At 43.8% G+C, this 24,176-nt stretch carries 18 protein-coding genes; 17 read left to right on the forward strand and 1 reads right to left on the reverse strand.

Translation table 11 applies throughout. The features are described 5' to 3' along the window. The first annotated feature begins 19 nt into the window (after positions 1-19). A complete protein-coding gene (locus tag CWB72_RS20720) occupies positions 20-2,737 on the forward strand; it encodes an ATP-binding protein (protein ID WP_212747876.1) in 2,718 nt (905 codons plus the stop codon). Positions 2,738-3,016: 279 nt separating this feature from the next. Here CWB72_RS20720 and CWB72_RS05100 read toward each other — a convergent pair whose 3' ends face one another. After that, complete coding sequence (locus CWB72_RS05100) at positions 3,017-5,863, reverse strand: bifunctional diguanylate cyclase/phosphodiesterase (protein WP_138629663.1); 2,847 nt, start codon at positions 5,861-5,863, stop codon at positions 3,017-3,019. A 615-nt stretch (positions 5,864-6,478) separates the two neighbouring features. Here CWB72_RS05100 and mraZ point away from each other — a divergent pair. The 16 genes from mraZ to lpxC all read left to right on the forward strand — a co-directional run bounded on the left by mraZ (position 6,479) and on the right by lpxC (position 24,166). Next, on the forward strand, positions 6,479-6,937 hold the full coding sequence (mraZ, locus tag CWB72_RS05105; RefSeq protein WP_058028651.1) for a division/cell wall cluster transcriptional repressor MraZ: 459 nt from the start codon (positions 6,479-6,481) through the stop codon (positions 6,935-6,937). 24 nt (positions 6,938-6,961) lie between these two features. Next, entirely contained in the window at positions 6,962-7,897 is a 936-nt protein-coding gene (gene rsmH / locus CWB72_RS05110) for a 16S rRNA (cytosine(1402)-N(4))-methyltransferase RsmH (RefSeq protein ID WP_138566171.1), read from the forward strand. Next, positions 7,897-8,220 (forward strand): cell division protein FtsL, encoded by a 324-nt coding sequence (ftsL, locus tag CWB72_RS05115; protein ID WP_138629665.1) that lies wholly within the window; start codon positions 7,897-7,899, stop codon positions 8,218-8,220. Before rsmH ends, ftsL begins: the two co-directional genes overlap by 1 nt. Continuing rightward, complete coding sequence (locus tag CWB72_RS05120; RefSeq protein WP_138629667.1) at positions 8,217-10,034, forward strand: penicillin-binding transpeptidase domain-containing protein; 1,818 nt, start codon at positions 8,217-8,219, stop codon at positions 10,032-10,034. The genes ftsL and CWB72_RS05120 overlap by 4 nt, the downstream gene beginning before the upstream one ends. Next, on the forward strand, positions 10,024-11,508 hold the full coding sequence (locus tag CWB72_RS05125; protein ID WP_138629669.1) for a UDP-N-acetylmuramoyl-L-alanyl-D-glutamate--2,6-diaminopimelate ligase: 1,485 nt from the start codon (positions 10,024-10,026) through the stop codon (positions 11,506-11,508). Before CWB72_RS05120 ends, CWB72_RS05125 begins: the two co-directional genes overlap by 11 nt. Beyond that, the gene (locus tag CWB72_RS05130; RefSeq protein WP_138629671.1) at positions 11,505-12,908 is read left to right on the forward strand and encodes a UDP-N-acetylmuramoyl-tripeptide--D-alanyl-D-alanine ligase; all 1,404 of its coding nucleotides are present in this window, start codon (positions 11,505-11,507) and stop codon (positions 12,906-12,908) included. Before CWB72_RS05125 ends, CWB72_RS05130 begins: the two co-directional genes overlap by 4 nt. Then, on the forward strand, positions 12,902-13,984 hold the full coding sequence (gene mraY, locus CWB72_RS05135) for a phospho-N-acetylmuramoyl-pentapeptide-transferase (RefSeq protein WP_138629673.1): 1,083 nt from the start codon (positions 12,902-12,904) through the stop codon (positions 13,982-13,984). Before CWB72_RS05130 ends, mraY begins: the two co-directional genes overlap by 7 nt. Then, entirely contained in the window at positions 13,985-15,310 is a 1,326-nt protein-coding gene (gene murD, locus CWB72_RS05140) for a UDP-N-acetylmuramoyl-L-alanine--D-glutamate ligase (RefSeq protein ID WP_138629675.1), read from the forward strand. It begins immediately after the preceding gene. Further along, the gene (gene ftsW, locus CWB72_RS05145) at positions 15,310-16,482 is read left to right on the forward strand and encodes a cell division protein FtsW (RefSeq protein WP_436409845.1); all 1,173 of its coding nucleotides are present in this window, start codon (positions 15,310-15,312) and stop codon (positions 16,480-16,482) included. Before murD ends, ftsW begins: the two co-directional genes overlap by 1 nt. Positions 16,483-16,484: 2 nt before the next feature. Beyond that, positions 16,485-17,540, forward strand: coding sequence for an undecaprenyldiphospho-muramoylpentapeptide beta-N-acetylglucosaminyltransferase (gene murG, locus CWB72_RS05150; protein WP_138629826.1), 1,056 nt, complete (start codon positions 16,485-16,487; stop codon positions 17,538-17,540). Beyond that, entirely contained in the window at positions 17,541-18,998 is a 1,458-nt protein-coding gene (murC, locus tag CWB72_RS05155; protein WP_138629679.1) for a UDP-N-acetylmuramate--L-alanine ligase, read from the forward strand. It begins immediately after the preceding gene. Further along, positions 18,995-19,903, forward strand: a complete 909-nt coding sequence (locus CWB72_RS05160) for a D-alanine--D-alanine ligase (RefSeq protein ID WP_138629681.1) — start codon at positions 18,995-18,997, stop codon at positions 19,901-19,903. Before murC ends, CWB72_RS05160 begins: the two co-directional genes overlap by 4 nt. Before the next feature lies 1 nt (position 19,904). Continuing rightward, positions 19,905-20,684: a cell division protein FtsQ/DivIB gene (locus CWB72_RS05165; RefSeq protein WP_138629683.1), complete on the forward strand. Its 780-nt coding sequence runs from the start codon at positions 19,905-19,907 to the stop codon at positions 20,682-20,684. Further along, positions 20,681-21,913, forward strand: coding sequence for a cell division protein FtsA (gene ftsA / locus CWB72_RS05170; protein WP_130255531.1), 1,233 nt, complete (start codon positions 20,681-20,683; stop codon positions 21,911-21,913). Before CWB72_RS05165 ends, ftsA begins: the two co-directional genes overlap by 4 nt. A 21-nt stretch (positions 21,914-21,934) precedes the next feature. Further along, positions 21,935-23,170, forward strand: coding sequence for a cell division protein FtsZ (gene ftsZ / locus CWB72_RS05175; RefSeq protein WP_138629828.1), 1,236 nt, complete (start codon positions 21,935-21,937; stop codon positions 23,168-23,170). An 84-nt stretch (positions 23,171-23,254) separates the two neighbouring features. Continuing rightward, entirely contained in the window at positions 23,255-24,166 is a 912-nt protein-coding gene (gene lpxC, locus CWB72_RS05180; RefSeq protein ID WP_058028665.1) for a UDP-3-O-acyl-N-acetylglucosamine deacetylase, read from the forward strand. The last annotated feature ends 10 nt before the right edge of the window (positions 24,167-24,176 follow it).

Raw genomic sequence — 24,176 nt, forward strand, 5'->3', positions numbered from 1 at the left:
AGATTTTTTATTTATAATTATGTTGAAAGCTGAACATGTTCAAGACGCCTCTTTGGCAACCAAAGGGGTGTATTTTTTTGCACTCACCCTAGGCTGCATTGTGCTTGGCATGTTTGGCACATTATTCAATATAGAGCCTGGTTTTGCCAGTGCAATATGGCCAGCTGCAGGCTTCACTATTGCGTGTCTGTTGGCATTTGGTCGATTTGCTTTAATGCCACTGTTTATCGGCACACTATTAGTGAATAGCTATAACTCTGGTTTTTTTTCCAGCCCTTTTGAATTATCAAACTTTTTTTGGAATGCGTTACGCAGTGCCGGCACTATTTTACAATGTATTTTTGCATATTCTCTTATCAAGCGTTTTTGCTATTTTCCACTGAACTTACAACATGCTGAAACTTTAGTAAAAATGCTACTAGTAGCAGGCCCATTTGCCTGTGTTGTCTCTTCTTCTTTAGGTGCTTGGAGTTTATTACAACAAGGTTTTGTTCATTTAGATAGCTTGCTATTTGTGTGGTTTACTTGGTGGGTAGGCGACACTGTAGGTGTGTTGTTTTTCTTGCCTTTATGTATTTTACTTTTCAAAAGTAAACAGTACATTGAGGTCAGCCACAAAGCCTGGGTCTTGGCTTCTTCTGCAGTGCTATTTATTATCGTCTGCTGGACTTTTAATTATTCTCGCAGTGTGTATTACGATAATTTAAAAAATCAGTTTGTGAATATTACAGAGCAAGAATTACTTGCTATGCAATTATTGAAAAACTCCGTTGAAAATGACCTTAAAGCACTGGCTGTATTAATGCAAACAGGACATAAAATAACTATCAACGAGTTTGAACAATATAGCCATTTCTTAAGTAACCAATTCGAATTATATCGTGCCCTTGGCTGGGTTGACTATATTGAGACTAATCAAGTACCTGAATGGCAAAAAAAATTAGAGCAGGCTGGTATTTCTGGGGCAAAGATTAAGCAAGCGCCAGGCAGCGTTGTAATAGAAAATATTTTGCTACCTATCAGCTTGATTGCTCCTTATCGTGCTAATGCTCCCGCTATTGGCTTAGATATTTATAGTCACCCAGTAGCAAGTGTTGCAGCTGTAAAAGCAATTAAGTTAAAAAAGCCAATCGCAACCGCCCCTTTGGTTTTGGCTCAACAAACGAATAAAGCAACAGGAAATGTGGTGTATTTCCCTGTCTATGATCGACACGATAGCAGCAAATTACTAGGGTTAAGTGAAGTAGTGTTAGAGGTCGATGTAATCATTGAGCGGCTTTTATCTGATAGCCGGCATAAGCATAGCTTTAGTTACACACTCAGTGACCTTTCAAAGCAAGATATCTGGTATAGCTATACCCCTGAAATAGCTCATAGCTCTCATCAATTACACTTTAAAAGTGAATATCAAATTGATTGGTTTGGACGCAGTTGGAAAATCAGTTTTGAGAGTTCTGAGCGTTTTGAAAATAGTAGTAAAGATTGGTTAAGTTGGTTAACGCTGACTATAGGCCTTGTCTTGGCTGCGATGGGAATGGCATTTACTATGATCTTAGCGGGCTTTAATGAGCAGTTAAGGGTGCAAGTTGATAAGCAAACGGCACGTTTAGAAGAATTGGTAGTTGAATTAAAGCATGCTGATCAAGTGAAAAGTGAATTTTTAGCAAATATGAGTCATGAAATTCGCACACCATTAAACGGTATTTTAGGTACTTTACAGTTATTGCTAAAATCTCCTTTAAGTGAAAAACACTATGAGTTAGTCGTCAACGCCTTAGGTTCAAGCCGGTCTTTGTTGGCTATTTTGAATGATATCTTAGACCTTTCAAAACTTGAAGCGGGTAAAGTGGCCATTGAATATGCGCCGTTCTCTATGAAGCAACTGATAGAGCAAGTAGTTAAAAATCAAGCTAATTCAGCTAAAACGAAGGGGCTGCTGCTCGATTATGAAATAGAGCCATCATTTAGCCAATATAGAAATGGAGACAACACGCGTATTAAGCAAGTACTAGAAAATATAGTTTCAAATGCCATAAAGTTTACTTCTGAGGGCGAAGTAAGGATTTATATAAGTGCCCAAGAGAGTAATGTAGTAAGCATAGTTGTAAAAGATACGGGAATTGGCTTATCTGATGAACAAATGTCTCGCCTATTTAAGCGGTTTGAGCAAGCGGATAGTTCGACGACTAGAAAATATGGTGGTACAGGGCTTGGATTGGCTATTTCGAAACAACTTGTGACCTTGATGAAAGGTGATATTTCAGTGCAAAGTCAACTTCATAAGGGAAGTGAATTTACACTTGTTCTGCCGCTCAAGGTGGTTTCGGCTGACATGGTTCGCAATGAAGAAGTGTATAATGAACTACCTGAACTGAGAGGGTTTAAAATATTGGTTGCCGAGGATAATCAGATGAATCGCTTGGTGTTGAATGCCATGTTAGGGCCTACTCATGCTGGTGTTTCTTTTGCCGAAAATGGTTTGATTGCAACTAAAATGGCTGAGAGTCAGCACTATGATCTTATTTTGATGGATATTCAAATGCCTGAAATGGATGGCGTTCAGGCATGTAAAATTATAAAAGAGCATTCACCTAATTTACCAATAGTGGCTTTAACTGCGAATGTTATGGAGCAAGACGTCAAAATGTATTTAAGCTCTGGATTTAAAGCGCACTTAGGCAAGCCAATAGAAATAGATCAGCTAATGGTGCTTTTAAAACGTTTATTGAATGCGTAATTCCAATCCGCACTAACACTTAATCATTTTGAGGGATTAAAGCTGATGATAGCTGCGTTAAAGATTTCTCATTTAGAACAACTAAATAACGAAATATTTGCCTTGCCTACATGGATGTAGGTACCTCAGCGATAGCAGGACGCGTGAGCGGTGCTATCAACAAGGTTTTCTTGCCTCAAAATAGACCACTTAGTTAAGCGGATTGGTATAAATACTTCAGTCGTTTTCAGTCGTTTTCAGTCGTTTTCAGTCATTACTTTTGGCTTAATTATTAACGAATCACGAATGTCTGTGCTTGTTCAGCATAAAATCTAAAAAAGCTTTTTCAGGCATAGGTTTAGCATAATAATACCCTTGCCCATAATCACACCCCGCAGCCAGTAGTTGCAGGTGTTGTGCTTCGGTTTCTATACCTTCAGCGATGACTTTTAAGCCAAGTTGATGTGCCATCATGATCATTGCTTCGCACAGTGCTAAATCATCTTCGTTCTCAGCAATACCATCCACAAAGCGTTTATCGATTTTTATGAAGTCGGTATCCATTTGTTTCAGATAAGCCAGTGAAGAGTAACCAGTTCCAAAGTCATCGAGTGCCAGTGCAAAGCCTTGCTTCGATAATTGACTTAAACGCGATTGAGTTCGTTGCTGAGCGTTCATCATTAGACCTTCGGTGCTCTCAATGACAAATTGTTCAGCATTTAAAGACAGTTCATCCAGGTGTGTTTTCCAATCAACCAGACGGCTATGTTTAGAGGAAAACTGTATTGGTGAAACGTTAATACTTAATTGTACTTGTTGATTCGCTGACAGGAGTTTCTTTTGAATGCGACAAGCTGAAGCAAAAATAAATTCGCCAATTTCTAGTATCAGTTGTGTTTCTTCAGCAAGGGGAATAAACACGGCTGGGCTAATGATCCCTTTGTCAGGATGCCGCCATCGGATCAGTCCTTCTGCTTTGACAGCCTTGCGAGATGACATCTCTACAATCGGTTGAAAATAAAGCTCAAACTGTTGTTTTTGTATCGCAATACGCAAGTCTTTGAGCAATAACATTCGCTGCTCAGTTGCTTCGCGCATTTGCGCATCGAAGAAAGCAAAACCGTTTCGGCCTTGTTGCTTGGCTAAATACATGGCTTGATCAGCTGCTTTTAACAGTAAACCGCTGGTATTGCCGTCTTTAGGTGCTGTAGCAATACCAATACTGGCACTGATGTGGCAGGTTTCTTCATCAATAAAAATAGCTGGCTTGAGTATAGTTAGTATCTGCTCACTAATCTGTAAAAGCTTCTGATGTTCAACTTGCCCAGATATGACTAAGACAAATTCATCACCGCCAATTCGAGAAATTAAACTACATTTTCCTGCAAGCTGATTGAGGCGATTTGCCACTTCGCAAAGTAATTTATCGCCATGATAATGGCCTAAGCTATCATTGATATCTTTAAAGTGGTCAAGATCGAGTAATAAGATAGCCAATGAATGGCCATCACTGAGCTGTTGCTTTAAGTGACGCTTTAACTCTAAACGGTTGGCAAGTTCGGTTAATTGATCGAAATGTGTACGTCGCCAAATTAGTTCATCTTGACGCTTCTTTTCACTAATATCGGTGAAAATAGCAATTCTTTGATAGGCTTGTCCTGTTTTATCATACACAGAATTAATGGTTAACCATTCAGTGAAAAGCTCTCCGTTTTTACGCTTGCTGATGATTTCACCTTGCCACGCACCTTTAGATTGGATCTGCTGCCACATGTCGTCATAAAACTGCTTTGTGTGCTTGCCTGAGCCCAGTAATGCGGTATTTTTACCCAAGACTTCAGCTTTTGAGTAGCCGGTGACTTTTTCGAAAGAGGGGTTTACATCCAAAATAATACCGTTAGCGTCGGTGATGGTCATTCCCTCACTCGAGTTCTTATACACCATGGCTGCTAACTTCATCGCTTCTTCTTGTTGCTTACGCGCTGTAATATCACGCAGCACTATAATGGCTTGCTGATGGGTATCTAAGAGGTTAGTTCGTGCTTCAAAGGTATGTAGATTGCCATCGACCTGCGTAGTAAATTCAAATTGATTTGTGTCACTGAGAGAATGATTTTGCAAGGTGTTAAGTAATTGATCACAGCTCTGCTGAGGCAGTAGATCGAGTATATGCTTGGGCGGGCTCGAAAAGGTGACATTTGACGCCAATACTTTACCTTCGTTATCAATACGCAAATAGGTATCGGGTAACGCCTGGATCAGGCTAGCTAATTCGGCATGTTTATGTGCGAGCGCATTCTCAGCGGTGAGCCTTTGGGTTGCCATATTTTCAAAATTGCTCGCGATACTTTTAAACTCAGGAGATAAGCCAGTTTGTTGAAAGCAAGTTTTGTTTCCTTTCGCAAAAGCATCTAGTGCATTTTGGAGTGATTTTAAGGGCTGTAGGAGCAACTTATTGAGCTGTTTACGTGCTTGCCAAAACATAAGTAACAGCGCGGCAATAAATAAAGTAAAGATCAGGCTGACTTTGCGATTTGCGGCGTCAATGGCATGCTCAAAGGGAATAGATAAATGCAGCGAGAGCTGACTATTCGAATTGTTTTCGACTATATGTTGTCGTAGATAAATTCTGCGCTCACCTGTTGGGGCTTCAAATTGTAAAACCCCTTGAAAGTGCATATTGGGCCAATGCTCATTTGCAAGTTGGCCGAGTTGCGCATAGTCAAACGGGTAATTGGCAACAATATTGTTATCTGCATCGGTAATAATCGCTTGAGAGTTAGCAGGCAGAGTCAACTGGTTTAGGCTTTGACTCCATTGCTCTAGTAATTTAGCTACAGCAAGTATATGAGTTAAGTTGCCGTGACGATCAAAAACAGGCATCGCAAAATTGACGGTTAAGCGGTTAATTGAACGATCAACCTGAAACTGACCAATCGCGAACTGCTGTGTATTTAAAGCGTTTTGAAAATAACGTCTATCTTTTATGTTTATGCTTTGATTGATGTTTTTTACTGTGCATAACACATCACCATTCTGAACAATCAAACCAATATTGGCAATGTTCGGTGTGATCAAACTGGCATGAGTAAGCAGGCTACTGCATTGGCCATTAATGGCTTTAAGCAGTTCATCATGTTTCGCCAATTGAGAGAGTAATCTTCTGGTTGCGTTGAGATCGGCGCGTTGCAGCTATGAGATCTGTAATGCGAGCGCACGCGCTTGTTGCTCATGCTCTTTTAAAATATCCGTACGCTCTTCGAGTAACAGAAAGAGGATCACGGCTAAGCCTGGCAGGCAAAGCAAAAAGAGTAAGCGATTAAAGCGACGTGGTATTGATAAATTTAAAATAATAACGCTCGGTGATTTACAACAGCAAGACTCTTAATTCTATAAAAAATCCAGCCTAGCGCCAAGTTTAGCGATGAATTTAACTGATTAATCCTTGTACAAGAAGATGAAACACATTTTGTATGTCACAGCCAGTCGAAAAGTCACACTTATAAAATCTTTAAAGTGCGAAAAATAGATGAATTTTTTGTTATAAAAAAGTTTTATTCCTGCCTTTTCAGGTTTTCTCAAGCATTTCATAGGCTTTCAGCAAAGCCGCATTTTATCTGGGTTTTTTGATATTTATGGCTGAGCTTTCGGCTTGACAAAAATACACCTCAAGTCATAGACTGTGAGTTAGTGGGAAAAAGTGGTTTTTTGTGGATCAAATTGGATCTAAAGAGTTAAAAATACGAAGAGGTTGGTCGCTCCATGTTTTCAGGTGCAAGTGCGCTAAATTTGGATGATAAAGGTCGATTTGCGATACCAACTAAGTATCGCCAACCGCTTTTGTCTGAAGAACAGGGGTCGCTGATTTGCACTATTGCGATTAACGAACCATGCCTTTGGTTATACCCTCGCAGCGAGTGGGATGAAATTGCCGCTCGACTTGTAAAGCTCTCCAGTATGAATCCAAGAGCGCGTCGATTGCAGCGCATGCTGGTTGGGCACGCCACTGAGTACCAATTAGATAAGAATGGCCGCATTTTACTTTCTCCGGCATTACGTAACTACGCTGGTTTGGGGAAAAAGATCATGCTAATAGGGCTATTAAATAAATTTGAGATTTGGGATGAGTCGAAATGGCACCAGCAAATGCAGCTTGATACAGAAATTGAGCGTGCAGGTGACTTTGAGATGACGCCTGAATTTGAAAACTTTTCGCTTTAGCAAACAAAAAGGCTTACATATCGCATGACTGCGCAATTTACCCATGTATCAGTTTTGATGAATGAAACGTTAGACGCGTTAGATATCAAAGCCGACGGTACCTATATCGATGGCACATTTGGCCGAGGCGGCCATTCGGGTCAAATTCTAAGTCGTTTGGGCGAACAAGGTCGTTTGCAAGCTATAGATCAGGATCCACAAGCGATCGAAGCCTCTAAGAAATTTGTTGACGATACCCGTTTTAATATCGCACATACGCGTTTCTCAAACATCGAATCGGTGGCAACAGAAGCGGGTATTCTGGGCCAAGTCGATGGCATTTTATTAGATATTGGCGTTTCTTCCCCGCAATTGGACGATGCTGATCGCGGTTTCAGCTTTATGAAAGATGGTCCACTTGATATGCGTATGGATCCAACGTCTGGTCGTAGTGCCGCGCAGTGGTTAGCTGAGGCTGAACTTGAAGACATCGCGTTTGTGATCAAAAAGTATGGTGAAGAAAAGTTTGGCCGTCGCATAGCGCATAAAATTGTTGAAACCCGCGACGAAACACCGATTACCACTACGAAACAGCTGGCTGATCTAGTTGATGAAGCGGTACCTGTGAAAGATAAGCACAAGCACCCAGCAACGCGCACTTTCCAAGCAATTCGTATTTATATCAACAGCGAATTAGAAGAAATTCAAACTGCATTACAAGCGTCGCTTTCGGTATTAAAGCCTGGCGGTCGTTTGGTGGTGATTTCATTCCACTCTTTGGAAGATCGCATCGTTAAGCAGTTCATTAGGAAACAAAGTAAAGGTGAGGCCGTTCCTCGTGGCTTGCCATTAACTGAAGCGCAGTTGAATAAAAACCTGACACTGAAGGCGTTAGGTAAAGCCATAAAACCAACTACTGAGGAAATAGCTGCTAACCCAAGATCACGTAGCTCAGTATTGCGAGTAGCGCAAAAACTATAATGAACAAACCACAAAGCCGACAGCCTAAGCTGTTTAATGAGATATTTGCAGGCCTTTTAGCGAATAAGCTAACGGGCTTTTTGCTTATTTGTATCTTTGCTTCGGCTTTGGGGGTTGTACAAGTCACTTATCTGTCTCGTCAGCAAGTGATCCAGCAGGATAAACTCTTACAAGAGCGTGACGAATTGGACTTGCAATGGCGTTACTTACTGGTTGAAGAAGAGTTCTATTCGCAACATGCACGCATCGAAGAAGTTGCAACCACGCAGCTAGAAATGAAGCGCCCAACCAGTAAAGATGAGCAATTGGTGGTGTTGCCATGAAAAAAGCAAAAGCCAATAGTTCAAAAACACTCATAACTTGGCGCTTTGCACTGGTGTGTACTGTGTTAGTCATGGTGTTTTTAACTTTGATGGCCCGTGCTGCCTATCTACAAGTGATTGAGCCCGATCATGCTCGTGAAGAAAGTACAAAACGTACGGTACGTGTTGAAACTCTAAAAGTGCAACGCGGTATGATTTTTGACAGAAATGGTAAAGAGCTTGCTGTCAGTGTGCCTGTTGTGAGTGTGTATGCTGATCCGCTTGCACTCGATAAAGCGCTGGGTAAAAGAGTAATTCGTGCTGCGCGTATAAACAAAGAAGATCATAAAGCGTTAGCGGAAAATAAAGAAGAAATGACGTACCGCAAGCAAGTGCGGTATGACAATGATATTCGTTGGCGCGAGCTTGCAGACGTATTACAAATTGATCACGAAGAAGTAGATGAACGTTTACGTGACAACCCTGCGCGCCGATTTGTTTACTTAAAGCGTCAAGTTACGCCCGCAGTTGCAAGCTATATCAGTCAATTAAAATTGCCTGGTATTCACTTACTAGACGAATCAAAACGTTACTATCCGAGTGGCGAAGTTACCGCACATGTGTTGGGCTTCACCAATATTGATGGTAAAGGCATCGAAGGCATCGAAAAACTATTTGAGAATGCCCTTACAGGTGCTGAAGGCAAAAGAACCATTCGTAAAGACGCACGTGGTCGTGAGATACAAGTGTTATCGGAGGAACAGCGTGTTGAACCAGAAGATATTCAACTCAGCATTGATTTACGTATTCAAGCGATTGCCTATAAGGCCTTAAAAAGTGCGGTATTGAGCTATCAAGCGACTTCAGGCTCTGCCATGGTGGTGGATGTAACAACCGGTGAAGTACTTGCCATGGTAAACAGTCCAAGCTTCAACCCGAATGATATGCGCGATGCACACCCTTACAAACGTCGAAATCGCGCCATTACTGATTTATTTGAGCCCGGCTCAACCCTTAAACCGCTGGCTGTGTTAGCTGGGCTTGATCATGATGTGATTGAAGCCGATGACACCATAAATACCTTTCCGGGCTGGATGCGCCTAGGTGGCAGCTTAGTTAAAGACGAGCGTAATCACGGTGAAATGACACTCAGAGAAATTCTTAAAGTATCTTCGAACATGGGCGTGGCTAAAATTAGCCAAATGCTGCCTAAGGAATATTTGGTTGGTTTATATCAAAAAGTAGGCTTTGGTGAAGATACCGGCACCTTGATGGTGGGTGAGAGTAGTGGCTTGTTTTACCCAAATCGTCGTTGGTCTGATTTTGAAATTGCAACCTTATCATATGGCTATGCGGTCTCAGTGAGTACCGCGCAAGTAGCGCGTTTATATGCCACATTTGGCGCAGGGGGCATTTCTCGTCCATTAACCATTCTAAAACAAGATACGCCGCCAGAGGGTGAGCGTCTATTCAAAGAAGAAGATGTCAAAGCGGTTGTAGAAATGATGGAGTCCGTATTTGAAAAAGGCGGCACTGCGGCAAATGTCAAAGTCGATGGCTACCGTGCAGCGGGTAAAACCGGTACTTCTGAAAAAGCAGTAGCCGGTGGATATGGTGATGAATATGTTGGTTACTTTGCCGGTGTAGCCCCAGTTTCGAACCCGCGCTTAGCTGTGGTGGTGATGATCAATGAGCCTGGCGGTGATGTTTATTACGGTGGTCAAACAGCAGGCCCTGCATTTGCAGAAATTATGTCGAATGCATTACGCATTTTGAATGTGGCACCAGATAAAGGCCGCGTTGCTTATTTGTCGGAGAAAAAAGATGCACTCTAACTTATCTCACACATTAGCAACATTAAATATTGAGTATTCAGGGGCTGAACTGCCTACTCAAACTGCTGACTTACAGCTCGATAGCCGTGCTGCGAAAGCCGATGATGTATTTATTGCCATTAAAGGCCATGTAAGTAATGGCGAAAACTTTATTGCTGCGGCTTTTAAAAATGGCGCTAGCTGTGTTTTGGTTGACGCAACGAGTTTTGCTGAGCTGGATCAAAGTTTAGGTTTGCTGATCCCTGTTGAGAATTTGGCTGAGCGTATCGCTGAAATTGCCAAAACCTATTATCAAAGTCCGACCGAACGTTTAAAAGTGATTGGTGTAACAGGCACCAATGGTAAGTCAACCACGACAGCCATGATAGCAGCATTGGCAGATGCCATTGATGCGTCGGCTGCGGTTGTAGGTACTTTGGGTTATGGCAAAGAAGATGAATTAACGCCACTGCAAAATACCACGCCGTCGGCTGTGGACTTACAACGTATTTTTGCAACCCTTGCAGAACATAATCAACTTGCGGCGATCGAAGTTTCATCTCATGGTTTAGTTCAAGGCCGTGTAAAAGAAACACAGTTCAGTACGGCGGTCTTTACTAATCTGTCTCGTGATCATTTAGATTATCACGGTGACATGCACAGTTATGCCGAAGCAAAGCGCTTGCTGTTTACAGATTGTATGCCAAAACACTGTGTTTTAAATCATGATGATGCAGTGGCGAAAAGCTGGATCGCACAATCTAGTTTTAGCAATCTAGTGGTGTATGGCAAAAAGCCAACAGCACACAGTTTTTCTCAGTTTGTTTGGTTTGATGAGGTCGAATGTCATCAAGCGGGTATTCGTGCAACGCTCTTCACTTCTTGGGGTGAAGCGACCATTAATGTACCGCTATTTGGTCAATTTAACCTTTATAACTTAGCGGCTGCGATGGCGGCACTCTTGGTTGAAGGCTATGGCTTTAGGGCATTGTGTAATGCGGTTTCTTCTCTTAAACCAGTTGCGGGTCGTATGCAGGCATTTTCGGTCGAAGGTAAGCCGACTTGCGTGGTTGATTATGCGCACACTCCAGATGCGTTGGCTTTGGCGTTACAAGCGCTTCAGCAGCATGTACCAGGTCAAGTGACTTGTGTGTTTGGCTGTGGTGGCGATCGCGATAAAGGCAAGCGCCCTATGATGGCGCAAGCGGCTGAACAAAACGCCGATAAACTGGTGATCACCAGCGACAACCCGCGCAGTGAAAACCCCGACGATATTATCACGGACGTTAAGGCTGGGCTCAGTCAACCTGAGTATGCTTACTGCCAACCTGACCGAGCTAAAGCCATTGCCTATGCGGTTGAGCATACATCTGCTTCAGGCGTGGTACTGGTAGCTGGCAAGGGACATGAAGATTATCAAATTATCGGTGATCAAACGATCACCTTCTGTGACAGAGCATGGGTAATGAAAATTTTAAAAGGGGATAAAGCATGATCACAATGGATTTTGCTTGGCTTACAGCCGTATTAAACACCCCAGTAAGTTGTGGCGAGAATTTATCTGTCAGCAATATCAACACCGACACCAGAACAATAAAAAATGATGAGGTGTTTTTAGCGCTGAAAGGGCCAAACTTTGACGGACATAAGTTCGTCCAGCAAGCGTATGAAAAAGGCGCCATTGCAGCGATTGTCGATAAACCCGTGGAATGCGATATTCCTCAGTTTGTGGTGGCCGATACACGCTTAGCTTTAGGACATATAGGTGCTGCCGTAATTGCACAAGTAGCGCCAAAAACCATTGCCATTACGGGGAGTGTGGGTAAAACCACAGTGAAAGAAATGTGCGCGGCGATTTTGTCGCAAAAAGGCAAAGTGCTGGCAACTAATGGCAATTTTAATAATGACATCGGTGTACCGCTGACGTTAATTCGTTTGTCTGAAGACGACGAGTATGCGGTGATTGAACTTGGTGCTAACCATATTGGCGAGATTGCTTATACCACGCAAATGACTAAGCCAGACGTGGCTGCAATTTGTAATGTTGCACCAGCGCACATTGAAGGTTTTGGTTCAATCGAAGGTGTGGCGCAGGCCAAAGGTGAGATTTTTTCTGGATTAAAAGCAGATGGTTGTGCCGTTTTTAATTGCGATATTAATCCTGAGTTTCGCCAGATGTGGGATAGCAGCATGTTTGATAAGCGCATCAAACGCATTGCCACCCATGAACAGCTCGATATTTGGGCTGAACAAGTGACGCTAAACGACACTGCTCACGCTAGCTTCTTACTTTGTGATGGTGAACAAAAAGTACCTGTGACGCTGGCGTTACCAGGAGAGCACAATGTCACCAACGCTCTAATTGCAGCGGCTCTGACCACTGAGCTAGGTGCTAGCTTAAATGAAGTGGTAGCGGCGCTTGAGAGCATGAGTGCAGTCAAAGGTCGTGTGAACCTTATAAAGGTCAACGAAAATTTAACTGTGATTGACGATACCTACAATGCCAATGTGCGCTCGGTCAAAGCGGCAATTGATTTATTGACTAAAATGCCGGGCTATAAGGTATTTGCATTAGGCGATATGGGCGAGCTTGGTGAACATGCTCGTGAGTATCATCAAGAGGTCGGTGAATATGCCAAGCAGCAAGGTATCGACGCGTTATTTACCTTAGGGGTACTGAGCCGTTATAGCAGTGATGTGTTTGAAATTGCCGATAGACACTTTTCAACGCGTCCGCATTTATTGGCCGCAATTAATCAAACTTTAGCGGCGCAAAATGGTCCATGTACTGTGATAGTGAAAGGCTCTCGCAGTGCGCGTATGGAATTACTAGTAGAAGAATTAATAACAACAAGTGGTGAACAAGCAGCCACAGATGGAGTATCAGCATGTTAGTGTGGTTGGCTGAATATTTAACCCAATATTATAGTGGCTTTAACGTCTTCTCTTACCTAACGCTGCGTGCGATTTTAGGTATTTTAACGGCCTTATTGTTATCGCTTTATTTCGGTCCGATTTTGATCCGCGCACTTCAGCGCATGCAAATTGGTCAAACAGTGCGTGATGATGGCCCTGAGTCACATTTATCTAAGTCTGGTACGCCGACCATGGGTGGGGTGTTGATCTTAGGCGCCATTTTTACCAGCACTTTAATGTGGGGCGACTTAAGCAATAAATACGTGTGGGTGACGCTATTTGTTTTAGGTAGCTTGGGCGTTGTTGGTTTTGTTGATGACTATCGCAAAGTGATCCGCAAAGATTCAAAAGGTTTAATCGCTCGTTGGAAGTACTTCTGGCAGTCGGTGATCGCCATGACTGTGGCGAGCTTCTTATATTTCACTTCACTAGACCCAAATGAAACTGTGCTAGTTGTGCCTTTCTTGAAAGAAGTGATGCCGCAACTTGGTATTTTCTATTTGATCATGAGCTATTTTGTGATTGTTGGTACATCTAATGCGGTAAACTTGACCGATGGTCTTGATGGCTTAGCGATTGTTCCGACTATTTTAGTAGCTTCAGCCCTTGCGATTATTGCCTATCTAACAGGTAACGCGAATTTCTCGGAGTACTTACATTTACCACACCTACCACTGGCTAGTGAGCTGGTCGTAGTGTGTACCGCCATTGTTGGCGCGGGCCTAGGGTTCTTATGGTTTAACACCTATCCTGCACAAGTATTTATGGGTGATGTAGGTTCATTGGCGCTAGGTGGTGCGCTGGGTATTATCGCGATTTTAGTACGTCAAGAGTTGGTGTTATTGATTATGGGTGGCGTGTTTGTGATGGAGGCGCTGTCGGTCATTTTGCAGGTCGGTTCATACAAACTACGTGGTCAGCGCATTTTTAGAATGGCACCGATCCACCACCATTATGAATTAAAGGGTTGGCCGGAGCCGCGTGTGATCGTGCGCTTTTGGATCATTTCGATTGTATTAGTACTCGCTGGATTGGCAACGCTGAAGATCAGATAAATGCAGTATTTAAACGAGTTAAAAAATAAAAACATCACTGTGCTCGGACTGGGAATTACCGGTCTGGGCATTGTGCGTTTTTTACTGTCTCACGGTATTACGCCACGCGTGGTCGACAGCCGTGCTGTGCCGCCGGGTTCGCAATGGCTTGCTGATAATGCGCCTGATTGTGAAGCGGTGTTTGGTTCGCTGGCGCAGGCGAGTTTACCTAGCGCTGATTTAATCATTATCAGCCCTGGTATTGCGTTATTTGAACAAAGTGTTGCTGAGGCGATAGCGCAAGGTGTTGAAGTTATCGGTGATATCGAGTTGTTTGCACGCTTAAACACGAAACCTGTCATCGCGGTAACCGGTTCAAATGGTAAATCGACGGTGGTGAGTCTTGCCACTGAAGTGCTTAAAGAGGCTGGTTATAAAGTGGGGCTAGGCGGTAATATTGGCACCGCTGCGCTAGACCTTCTTGAGCAAGATTTTGATGTATTTGTCTTAGAGTTATCGAGCTTCCAGCTCGAAACCACGCAAAGTCTAGTGTGTACCAGTGCCATGATCTTAAATGTCACTGAAGATCATATGGATCGTTACCCCGATTTCGCCGCCTATTGCCAAGCGAAACAGCGAATTTATCAACATGCCAAGCATGTCGTATTTAACGCCATAGATAACAATACATTTGCCAATGCAGGTGTCGGTGTGAGTGTGGCATTAGCGCAAGCAGATTATTGTCTTCAGACACATGACGGTGATTTGTATTTCGCTGCACATCAGCAGCCAGTTTTGCCTGTCTCTAGTTTGACTATGGTGGGTAAACACAACCAATTTAATGCGTTGGCTGTAATGGCATTGCTTGAGCCTTTTAACATTGATAAAGCGGCATTTGCAGCAGCATTTAAAAACTTCACAGGCCTGGCACATCGTTGTCAGTTAGTGGCTGATGTAGCGGGAGTTAAATACTTCAATGATTCTAAAGCAACCAATGTCGGTGCGACGGTCGCTGCACTAGAAAGCTTAAAAGATGATGTAAACAAAATCGTGCTTATTGCCGGTGGTGATGCTAAAGGGGCTGATTTATCATCTTTACGTGAACCGTTGCAAGCAGCATGCCGCGCTGTGATTTGTTTTGGTCAAGATGGAGCAAAGTTTTTACCACTACATGAGCAAAGCCAGCTCGTTGCTGATTTACAACAAGCCATTGTAAAGGCGCAGTCACTGGCACAAAACGGCGATGCAGTGTTATTAGCGCCGGCCTGTGCCAGCATAGATATGTTCCCGAATTACATGGTGCGCGGCGAAGCGTTTTGTAAAGTCGTAGCGGAGCTTGCGCTATGATGACCTTCGCTGAGCTGAGAATGCAACTTACGCCAAAACAGTCAAATGCACTTTTTGATGTGCCTTTGATGTACGCCATGCTGTGTTTAATCGGTATTGGTTTTGTGATGGTGACAAGTGCTTCTATGCCAGTGGCGGAACGACTTTATAACAACCCCTATGGTATCGCAATGCGTCATGGGGTGTTCTTAGCTTTAGGTTTTATTTGTTTTTGGTTCAGTACCAGCGTGCCCATGGATTGGTGGAAGAAATGTAATCCTTATTTGTTATTCTTTGGGCTATTTCTATTGTGCTTAGTACTGGTAGTAGGCCGAGAGGTGAATGGCTCGAAACGTTGGATCCCAATCGGTCCAATTGGTTTTCAAGTGGCTGAAGCCGCCAAGCTTTACTTTTTTAGTTACATTGCCGGTTACTTGGTTCGTAAGCGCGAAGAAGTGCAAGAAAACTTAAAGGGCTTTGCTAAGCCCATTGCTGTATTTGCGGTTTATGCATTACTGATTTTGAAGCAACCAGATTTAGGCACAGTCGTTGTAATGTTTGTGACGACAGTGGGTCTGCTGTTTTTGGCGGGCGCTAAGTTATGGCAGTTTTTTATGCTGATCTTAACGGGGATCGGTTTGATAGTGGTGCTAATAGTCTTTGAACCCTACCGCTGGCGACGAGTGACTGGCTTTTTAGATCCTTGGGATGACCCATTTGGCGCTGGTTATCAATTAGTACAGTCACTCATGGCTTACAGTCAAGGTGGTTGGTTTGGCCAAGGCCTAGGTAATAGCGTGCAGAAATTGCAGTATTTACCCGAAGCGCACAATGACTTTATTTTTGCAGTTATCGCTGAGGAGCTAGGCTTTGTCGGTGTAACCAGTATCTTACTTTTGCTTGGTGTTTTGGTATTTAGAGCCTTATTAATCGGCCAGAAAGCATTAAAGCATGGTAAAGAATATGAAGGCTATTTTGCTCTGGCCATTGGTATTTGGTTTGCGTTTCAAACTATGGTGAATATTGGTGCAAGCGCCGGTATTTTACCGACTAAAGGCTTAACTTTGCCGTTTGTATCTTACGGCGGTTCAAGCTTCTTAATTATGGTAATTGCAGCGGGTGTGCTGCAGCGCATTGATTTTGAAACCAAGTTATCGAGCCGACAGGCAACGGCGAGGAGTGGGCGACGATGACAGTGAGTAAGCATTTAATGGTGGTCGCCGGTGGTACGGGTGGTCATATTTTCCCAGGTATTGCGGTTGCAGAGCATATGCAGCAACAAGGTTGGACAGTGTCTTGGGTAGGCACTGCCGACAGAATGGAAGCGCAATTAGTACCTAAACATGGTTTTGAGATTGACTTTGTCGAAGTCCAAGGCGTGCGCGGTAACGGGATTACTCGTTTACTCAAAGCGCCATTTATGGTGCTAAAAGCCATTTTGGCGGCGAAGAAAATTATCAAACAGCGCAAGCCTGCGGTGATCTTAGCCATGGGCGGATACGTCACTGGACCTGTTGGCATTGCTGCAAAATTATCTGGTGTGCCTTTGGTTATTCACGAGCAGAATGCCGTGGCTGGATTTAGTAATAAGCTTTTGGCAAAAGTCGCTAATCAAGTATTGGCAGCCTTTCCTAATGCCTTTGAAAATAACGCTGAAGTGGTTGGTAATCCGGTTCGAGTCAGTGTCAGTTCGATTGCTAAAAAACCACAGACAGAACAATTGAATGTGTTAGTTGTTGGCGGTTCGTTGGGCGCGCAAGTATTAAACGAGCGTCTGCCAGAGGTATTTTCGACATTGGCAAAAGACTTTTCGTTGAGTGTACGCCACCAAAGTGGGCGAAATAACCAAGATAAACTCAAAACAGCTTATGTTGGTCGCGAATTTGATGCACAAGTTGATGAATTTATTCACGATATGGATGAAGCTTATGCATGGGCTGATTTAGTGATCTGCCGCGCAGGTGCTTTAACTGTCAGTGAAGTGGCTGCAGCAGGAAAAGCAGCTTTGTTTGTACCATTACCACATGCGGTTGACGACCATCAAACGGCGAATGCCCGTTATTTGGTGGATCAACAAGGCGGCTTACTGATGCCGCAACATGATTTTACGACTGAGAGATTAGTTGAGTTATTAACACCGTATTTTGAACAACCAAGCTCATTGTCTGAGATTGCTGATAAAGCAAAGCAGTTGGCGAAATTTGATGCCACCGAACGCGTCGCGAAGGTGTGTGGTGAGTTGGCAAAATAAATGAATTTAGAGAAAGAGACGCAAGTGAACGAAGCGAATAATCGAAGAGCAATGAGACGCATCAATACCATACATTTTATCGGTATTGGTGGTGCTGGTATGGGCGGTATTGCCGAGGTACTGGCCTATGAAGGTTATCGTATAACAGGCTCAGATATAGCTCAAAATGCGATGACAGAGCGTTTGATTAAAGCGGGCGCAGAAGTCTTCATTGGTCACCACGAAAATAACATTAAAGATGCCAATGTGGTTGTGGTTTCGACAGCGATTGATGTCAATAATCCTGAAATTAAAGCTGCGAAAGCGGCGCGTATTCCAATTGTACGTCGTGCTGAAATGTTGGCTGAGCTCATGCGTTATCGCCATGGTATCGCTATTGCAGGTACACATGGTAAAACCACCACAACCAGTTTGATCGCTAGCATTTTTGCTAAAGCAGAACTCGACCCCACGTTTGTCATCGGCGGCTTGTTAAATAGCGCGGGTACCAATGCTAAGTTAGGCACCAGTGATTATCTAATCGCTGAAGCCGATGAAAGTGATGCTTCTTTCTTACATCTACAGCCAATGGTATCGGTTGTCACCAATATCGAAGCGGATCATATGGATACCTACGAAGGTGACTTCGAGAAGATGAAAGACACCTATGTGGAGTTTATCCATAATTTACCGTTTTATGGCTTGGCTGTGGTCTGTATTGACTCGGACGTTGCTGCTGAACTTATACCTCGTTTTGCACGCCCAACCATTACTTATGGCGAGCATGAAGCGGCAGACTATCGCTTAGTGGACTTCAAGCAAACGGTAAATAGCAGCGAATTCAAAGTGGTGACTAAGTCTGGTGAAGAGATCGCGGTGCATTTAAATATGCCAGGTAAACACAACGCGCTGAACGCGACTGCAGCGATTGCCGTGGCGAAAGATCACAACATCAGCAATGCTGCTATCTTAGCCGCGCTTACTGAATTTGAAGGCATTGGTCGTCGTTTCCAACATTACGGCACATTTGAGAATGAGCAAGGTAATGTGATGCTGGTTGATGATTATGGTCATCATCCATCTGAAGTTGATGTCACTATTGCCGCTGCAAAAGCAGGCTGGTCTGAGCGTCGATTAGTGATGATTTATCAGCCGCATCGTTTTACACGTACGCGTGACTTATATGAAGACTTTGTCAAAGTACTTTCTAAAGTTGATCAACTTATTTTGTTAGATGTATACAGTGCTGGCGAAGCACCTATTGTAGGTGCTGATAGTAAGAGTTTATGCCGTAGCTTACGTCAAAGAGGTGTTGAGCCAATTCATGTTGCAGACAATGAAGAGTTGGGCAAAGTTCTTTCGAATGTTTTACAAGACAGCGACCTTGTGATCACGCAAGGTGCCGGCAACATTGGTCAAATCGTTAAGAAGTTGGCAGCAACAGAAATGTCACTCGCTGCGTTAAAAGGTGAGTCATGAAACAGTTTGGTAAAGTAGCAGTATTACTAGGCGGAACGTCTGCTGAACGTGAAGTGTCATTAAACTCTGGCAATGCCGTGTTGAATGCACTGACTGCAGCTGGCGTTGATGCTTTTGCGTTTGACCCGGCAGAGCGTGCGCTTTCAGAGTTAAAGGCTTTAGGCGTTGATCGTGTATTTATCGCTTTGCATGGTCGTGGTGGCGAAGACGGTACTATTCAAGGCGCACTTGAGTTTATGGGCATTCCTTACACTGGCAGTGGTGTGCTAGGCAGTGCTTTGGCAATGGATAAAATTCGCTGTAAGCAGTTGTTCCAGTCAGCACAATTAAGCACTGCGGCATTTGCGGTTGTTGATGCGAAAGCGGGTTTTGATGCAGCCAACATTATCAATGAGTTTGGCAAAGTCATGGTGAAGCCAAGCCATGAAGGCTCGAGTATTGGTATGGCTGAAGCCGAAACTGCAGAGCAATTAACCGATGCTCTAAATAATGCCTTTAAGTATGACGATCAGGTTTTAGTTGAGCAGTGGATCACCGGCCGTGAGTTTACTGTTGCCATGTTAGGTAACGAAGCATTACCTGTTATTGAAATGGTAACCCCGCGTGGCTTTTATGACTACGAGGCCAAATACAAAGTAAATAGTACTGAATACCACTGCCCTGCGGCATTGAGCGACGCGCATACGCAGCAATTACAAATTATGGCAACGCATGCTTTTGCTTTAGTTGGTGCGCAAGGCTGGGGTCGTGTTGATGCAATGCAAGATGAAAATGGTCAATTTTACTTATTAGAAGTGAATACTGTGCCGGGCATGACAGAGAAATCTTTGGTACCCATGGCAGCCAAAGCCGTTGGCGTAACTTTTGAGCAATTAGTTGTTCGCATTTTGGAGCAAACGCTTTAATATGCGTGCTCTTTTTGAGAAAGCTCAGGTAGTTAATTCACAGCTCAATTGGCAAAAGATATTGAGTGTGGGCTTTTTCGTATTGGTGGCAGGTTTACTGGTTCGCGGTGGCTATTGGGTATCTGATTGGCTGGTTGAAAACCAAGATGCACAAATAAAGAAAATAGTGGTGTTAGGCAAACCTAAATACACCACTGACAAAGAGGTCGTCGCTGCTATTAAGCAGGTTGATTTAAGTAGTTACTTTCAACTGAATGTGAAAGCAGTGCAGCGCTCGGTGCAGGGCTTGCCCTGGGTCGCAACGGTATCGGTAAGAAAACAATGGCCTGACGAATTACAGGTCTACATTGTTGAGCACAAACCAGTGGCTATTTGGAACAGCGACCTGTTGTTAAATGCCAAAGGCCAAGTGTTTCAGGCAGACAACGAAGCCTTACAGGCTTACTTGCCCCAGCTATACGGGCCGGAAGGCAGTGAGCTAGAGGCTTGGCAAGCATTCTTACAGTTTAAAGATATGCTGGCAGTAAACGATTTTAATTTGGTGAGTTTGGCCCTTTCTGAGCGTTTTGCTTGGCAATTATGGCTTGAAGATGGCGTGCGGCTTAACCTCGGGCGTGAAGAAAAAGCCAAACGAGTACAAAGATTTATAGACGTGTATCCGAGTATGCAAATCCCAGAAGGTGGTGTACTTGATACAGTAGATTTAAGGTATGACACCGGCCTTGCGGTGAGCTGGAAGTTTCCAGCACAAACAGAACAACAAAATAAGAGTGAAGCATGACTAAGTCAGTAGAAAGAAACTTAGTAATCGGCCTCGATGTTGGTACTTCAAAAGTGGTAGCAACAGTAGGTGAGATAACAGCAGACAATCAGCTCAGTATCGTTGGCGTGGGGTGTCAGGAATCTCATGGAATGGACAAAGGGGGAGTGAACGATCTCAACCTGGTTTCTGATTCCATTCGCCGCGCAGTCGACGAAGCCGAATTAATGGCTGATTGCCGAATAGGTTCAGTTTATCTTGGTATTTCAGGTAAGCACATTCAGTGTCAAAACGAGAGTGGTGTTGTTGCGATTAATAACGCAGAAGTGACTGAAGACGATATGGACAATGTGATGCATATTGCCCGTTCAGTGCCTATTTCTGCAGAGCGCAAAATGCTTCATTCATTGGCGCAAGAATATAGCATCGATATGCAAGAGGGTATTAAAAACCCACTAGGCATGAGTGGTGTGCGTATGGAAGCGAAAGCTCACATCATCACCTGCTCAAATGATATGGCTAAAAACATTGAGAAGTGTGTTGAGCGTTGCGGCCTTCAGGTCGATCAATTAACGTTTGGTGCATTGGCATCCAGCTATGCGGTTTTAACAGATGATGAGAAAGAGCTAGGCGTCGCAGTACTTGATATTGGTGGCGGTACCATGGACTTGGCCATTTATGTCAATGGTGCATTGCGCCATACCGCAGTTATCCCAGTGGCAGGTAACCAAGTCACGGGCGACATAGCGAAGATTTTTAGGACGCCAATCTCACACGCTGAGTCGCTAAAGGTGCAATATGCATGTGCTAGCAGCCAAATGGCCAGCAGTGAAGAAACCATTGAAGTGCCAAGTGTTGGTGGCCGTCCAGCGCGATTAATGTCGCGCCATACTTTATCTGAAGTGGTTGAGCCAAGATTCAGAGAATTATTTGAACTGGCGCTTGAAGAAATTCGCCGTTCTGGTTTTGAAGATCAAATAGCCGCAGGTTTAGTTGTAACAGGCGGTACTGCAAAGATGGCTGGCGCATTAGAAGTGGCTGAAGATATCTGCCAAATGCCAGTTAGAATAGGTAAACCTGTAAATATCACAGGTTTAACAGATTATGTTGACGATCCTGCATATGCAACAGCCGTAGGTTTGTTACAATACGGTCGTTCTCTGCACTCGGTTAATGCACAAAAGTCGAGAGTAGATGCGGACGTGAGTTGGTGGAGCCGCGTATCAAAGTGGTTCCAAGGTGAGTTTTAAACTCGAGTCGGAGAGTGAATGATGTTTGATATTATGGAACAACACAGCGAAGAAGCTGTGATCAAAGTAATTGGTGTTGGCGGCGGCGGCGGTAACGCTGTTGAGCACATGGTAAAACAAGAAATCGAAGGTGTGCGATTTATTGCTGCTAACACAGACGCGCAGGCGCTACGTAAGTCATCTGCAGATGTAACGGTACAGTTAGGTACGCAAATTACATCTGGTCTAGGTGCGGGTGCAAACCCAGAAGTTGGCCGTAAGTCTGCAGAAGAAGATATTGAAACGATCAAAGAAGCGTTAGATGGCGCAGACATGGTCTTTATCGCAGCCGGTATGGGCGGTGGTACAGGCACGGGTGCAGCACCTGTTGTTGCGCGCGTAGCAAAAGATTTAGGCATTTTGACTGTAGCAGTGGTAACGCGCCCATTTGACCTTGAAGGCAAAAAGCGTATGGCTGCAGCTGATCAAGGTATTTCGGAGTTGTCAGAAATTGTAGATTCACTTATTACAATTCCTAACAACAAATTACTTAAGGTTTTAGGCAAAGGCACTACACTGTTAGACGCATTCGCGAAAGCGAACGACGTACTATACGGTGCGGTACAAGGTATCGCTGAGCTTATTACCCGTTCAGGTCTTATCAACGTGGACTTCGCAGACGTACGTACAGTTATGTCGGCAATGGGCACTGCAATGATGGGTACAGCGTCAGCGTCTGGTCCAGATCGTGCGCAAGAAGCTGCAGAAGCGGCTATCTCAAGCCCACTATTAGAAGATGTAGATTTAACAGGTGCAAAAGGTATTTTGGTTAATATCACAGCGGGTATGGATATCACCATTGAAGAGTTTGAAGTGGTTGGTAATCATGTGAAGGCGTTAGCGTCTGAAAACGCGACTGTGGTAGTAGGCGCAGTAATTGACCCAGAAATGAGTGATGAGCTACGTGTAACTGTTGTTGCAACAGGTTTAGGTGGTGATCGTCGTCCGCAGTTTGGCATTATTGATAACGGTATGCAGCAGGTTTCGGGTAGTGATGCACAAACAGCTGCACCGGCGTCAAGCCAGCCAGGCATGTTTGTACCAAGCTTTACGCAAACGAGCACTGAGCAGCCGACAAGTGCACCGGAGCAAACACAGAGTCAAGCGACTCAAGCTCCTAAAACACCGGTTGCTGAGAGCAAACCAGCAGCACCTGGTGAGACTGAAAAAGGCGATTACTTTGATATTCCTGCCTTTTTACGTAAACAGTCTGACTAACAAACTGGTTACATATTAAACGATTGGCAGCTGGTCGTATCTGTGATACAATCCACGGTCCAAGTGACATGAATAGGCGAAGTTATGATTAGACAACGTACAATTGCTGAAGTTGTTAAAGCGACAGGTGTCGGTCTACATAAAGGTGAAAAGGTTACCATTACTCTCCGACCAGCGAGCGAGAATACCGGTGTTGTATTCCGTCGTGTCGACCTTGATCCTGTTGTTGACTTTGAAACCACACCAGAAGCTGTTGGCGATACACAGTTATGTACATGTTTAACTAACAAAGATGGTGTGCGTTTATCGACCACTGAGCATCTGATTGCTGCTGTTGCTGCACTGGGTATTGATAACCTTGTTGTTGAATTAGATAGTGCTGAAGTACCGATTATGGACGGCAGTGCATTACCGTTCATTTATTTATTACAAAAAGGCGGTATCAAAGAACAACAAGTTGCTAAACGTTTTATTCGTATTAAAGAAACTGTGCGTGTTGAAGACGGCGATAAGTGGGCTGAAATAACCCCTTACGATGGTTTCCACATTGATTTTGAGATTGACTTTGATCACCCAGCAATCAATGACAGCCGTCAGCGTATCGGTCTTGATATTACGGCACAGAGTTTTACTGAAGAAATTAGTCGCGCACGTACGTTTGGTTTTATGAAAGACATCGAATATATGCATGCCAACAACCTAGCACTTGGTGGTAGCATGGATAACGCGGTTGTTTTAGATGAGTACAAAGTACTTAACCCGAACGGCTTACGATACGATGATGAGTTTGTAAAACACAAGATCTTAGATTGTGTGGGTGATATGTTTATGGCTGGCCATAACATTCTAGGTAAGATCACCTGTTACAAGTCAGGTCACGGTTTAAATAACAAACTGTTACGTCAAATTATGGCGACTGAATCAGCGTGGGAGTGGGCAACATTTGAAGAGCCAATTCATATGCCTGCGCCAGGTATGGAGCTTGCGAAAGCTTAGTACAGATTGA

It is taken from the genome of Pseudoalteromonas phenolica (genome assembly GCF_005886345.1).
GTDB classification, from domain to species: Bacteria; Pseudomonadota; Gammaproteobacteria; order Enterobacterales; family Alteromonadaceae; genus Pseudoalteromonas; species Pseudoalteromonas phenolica_A.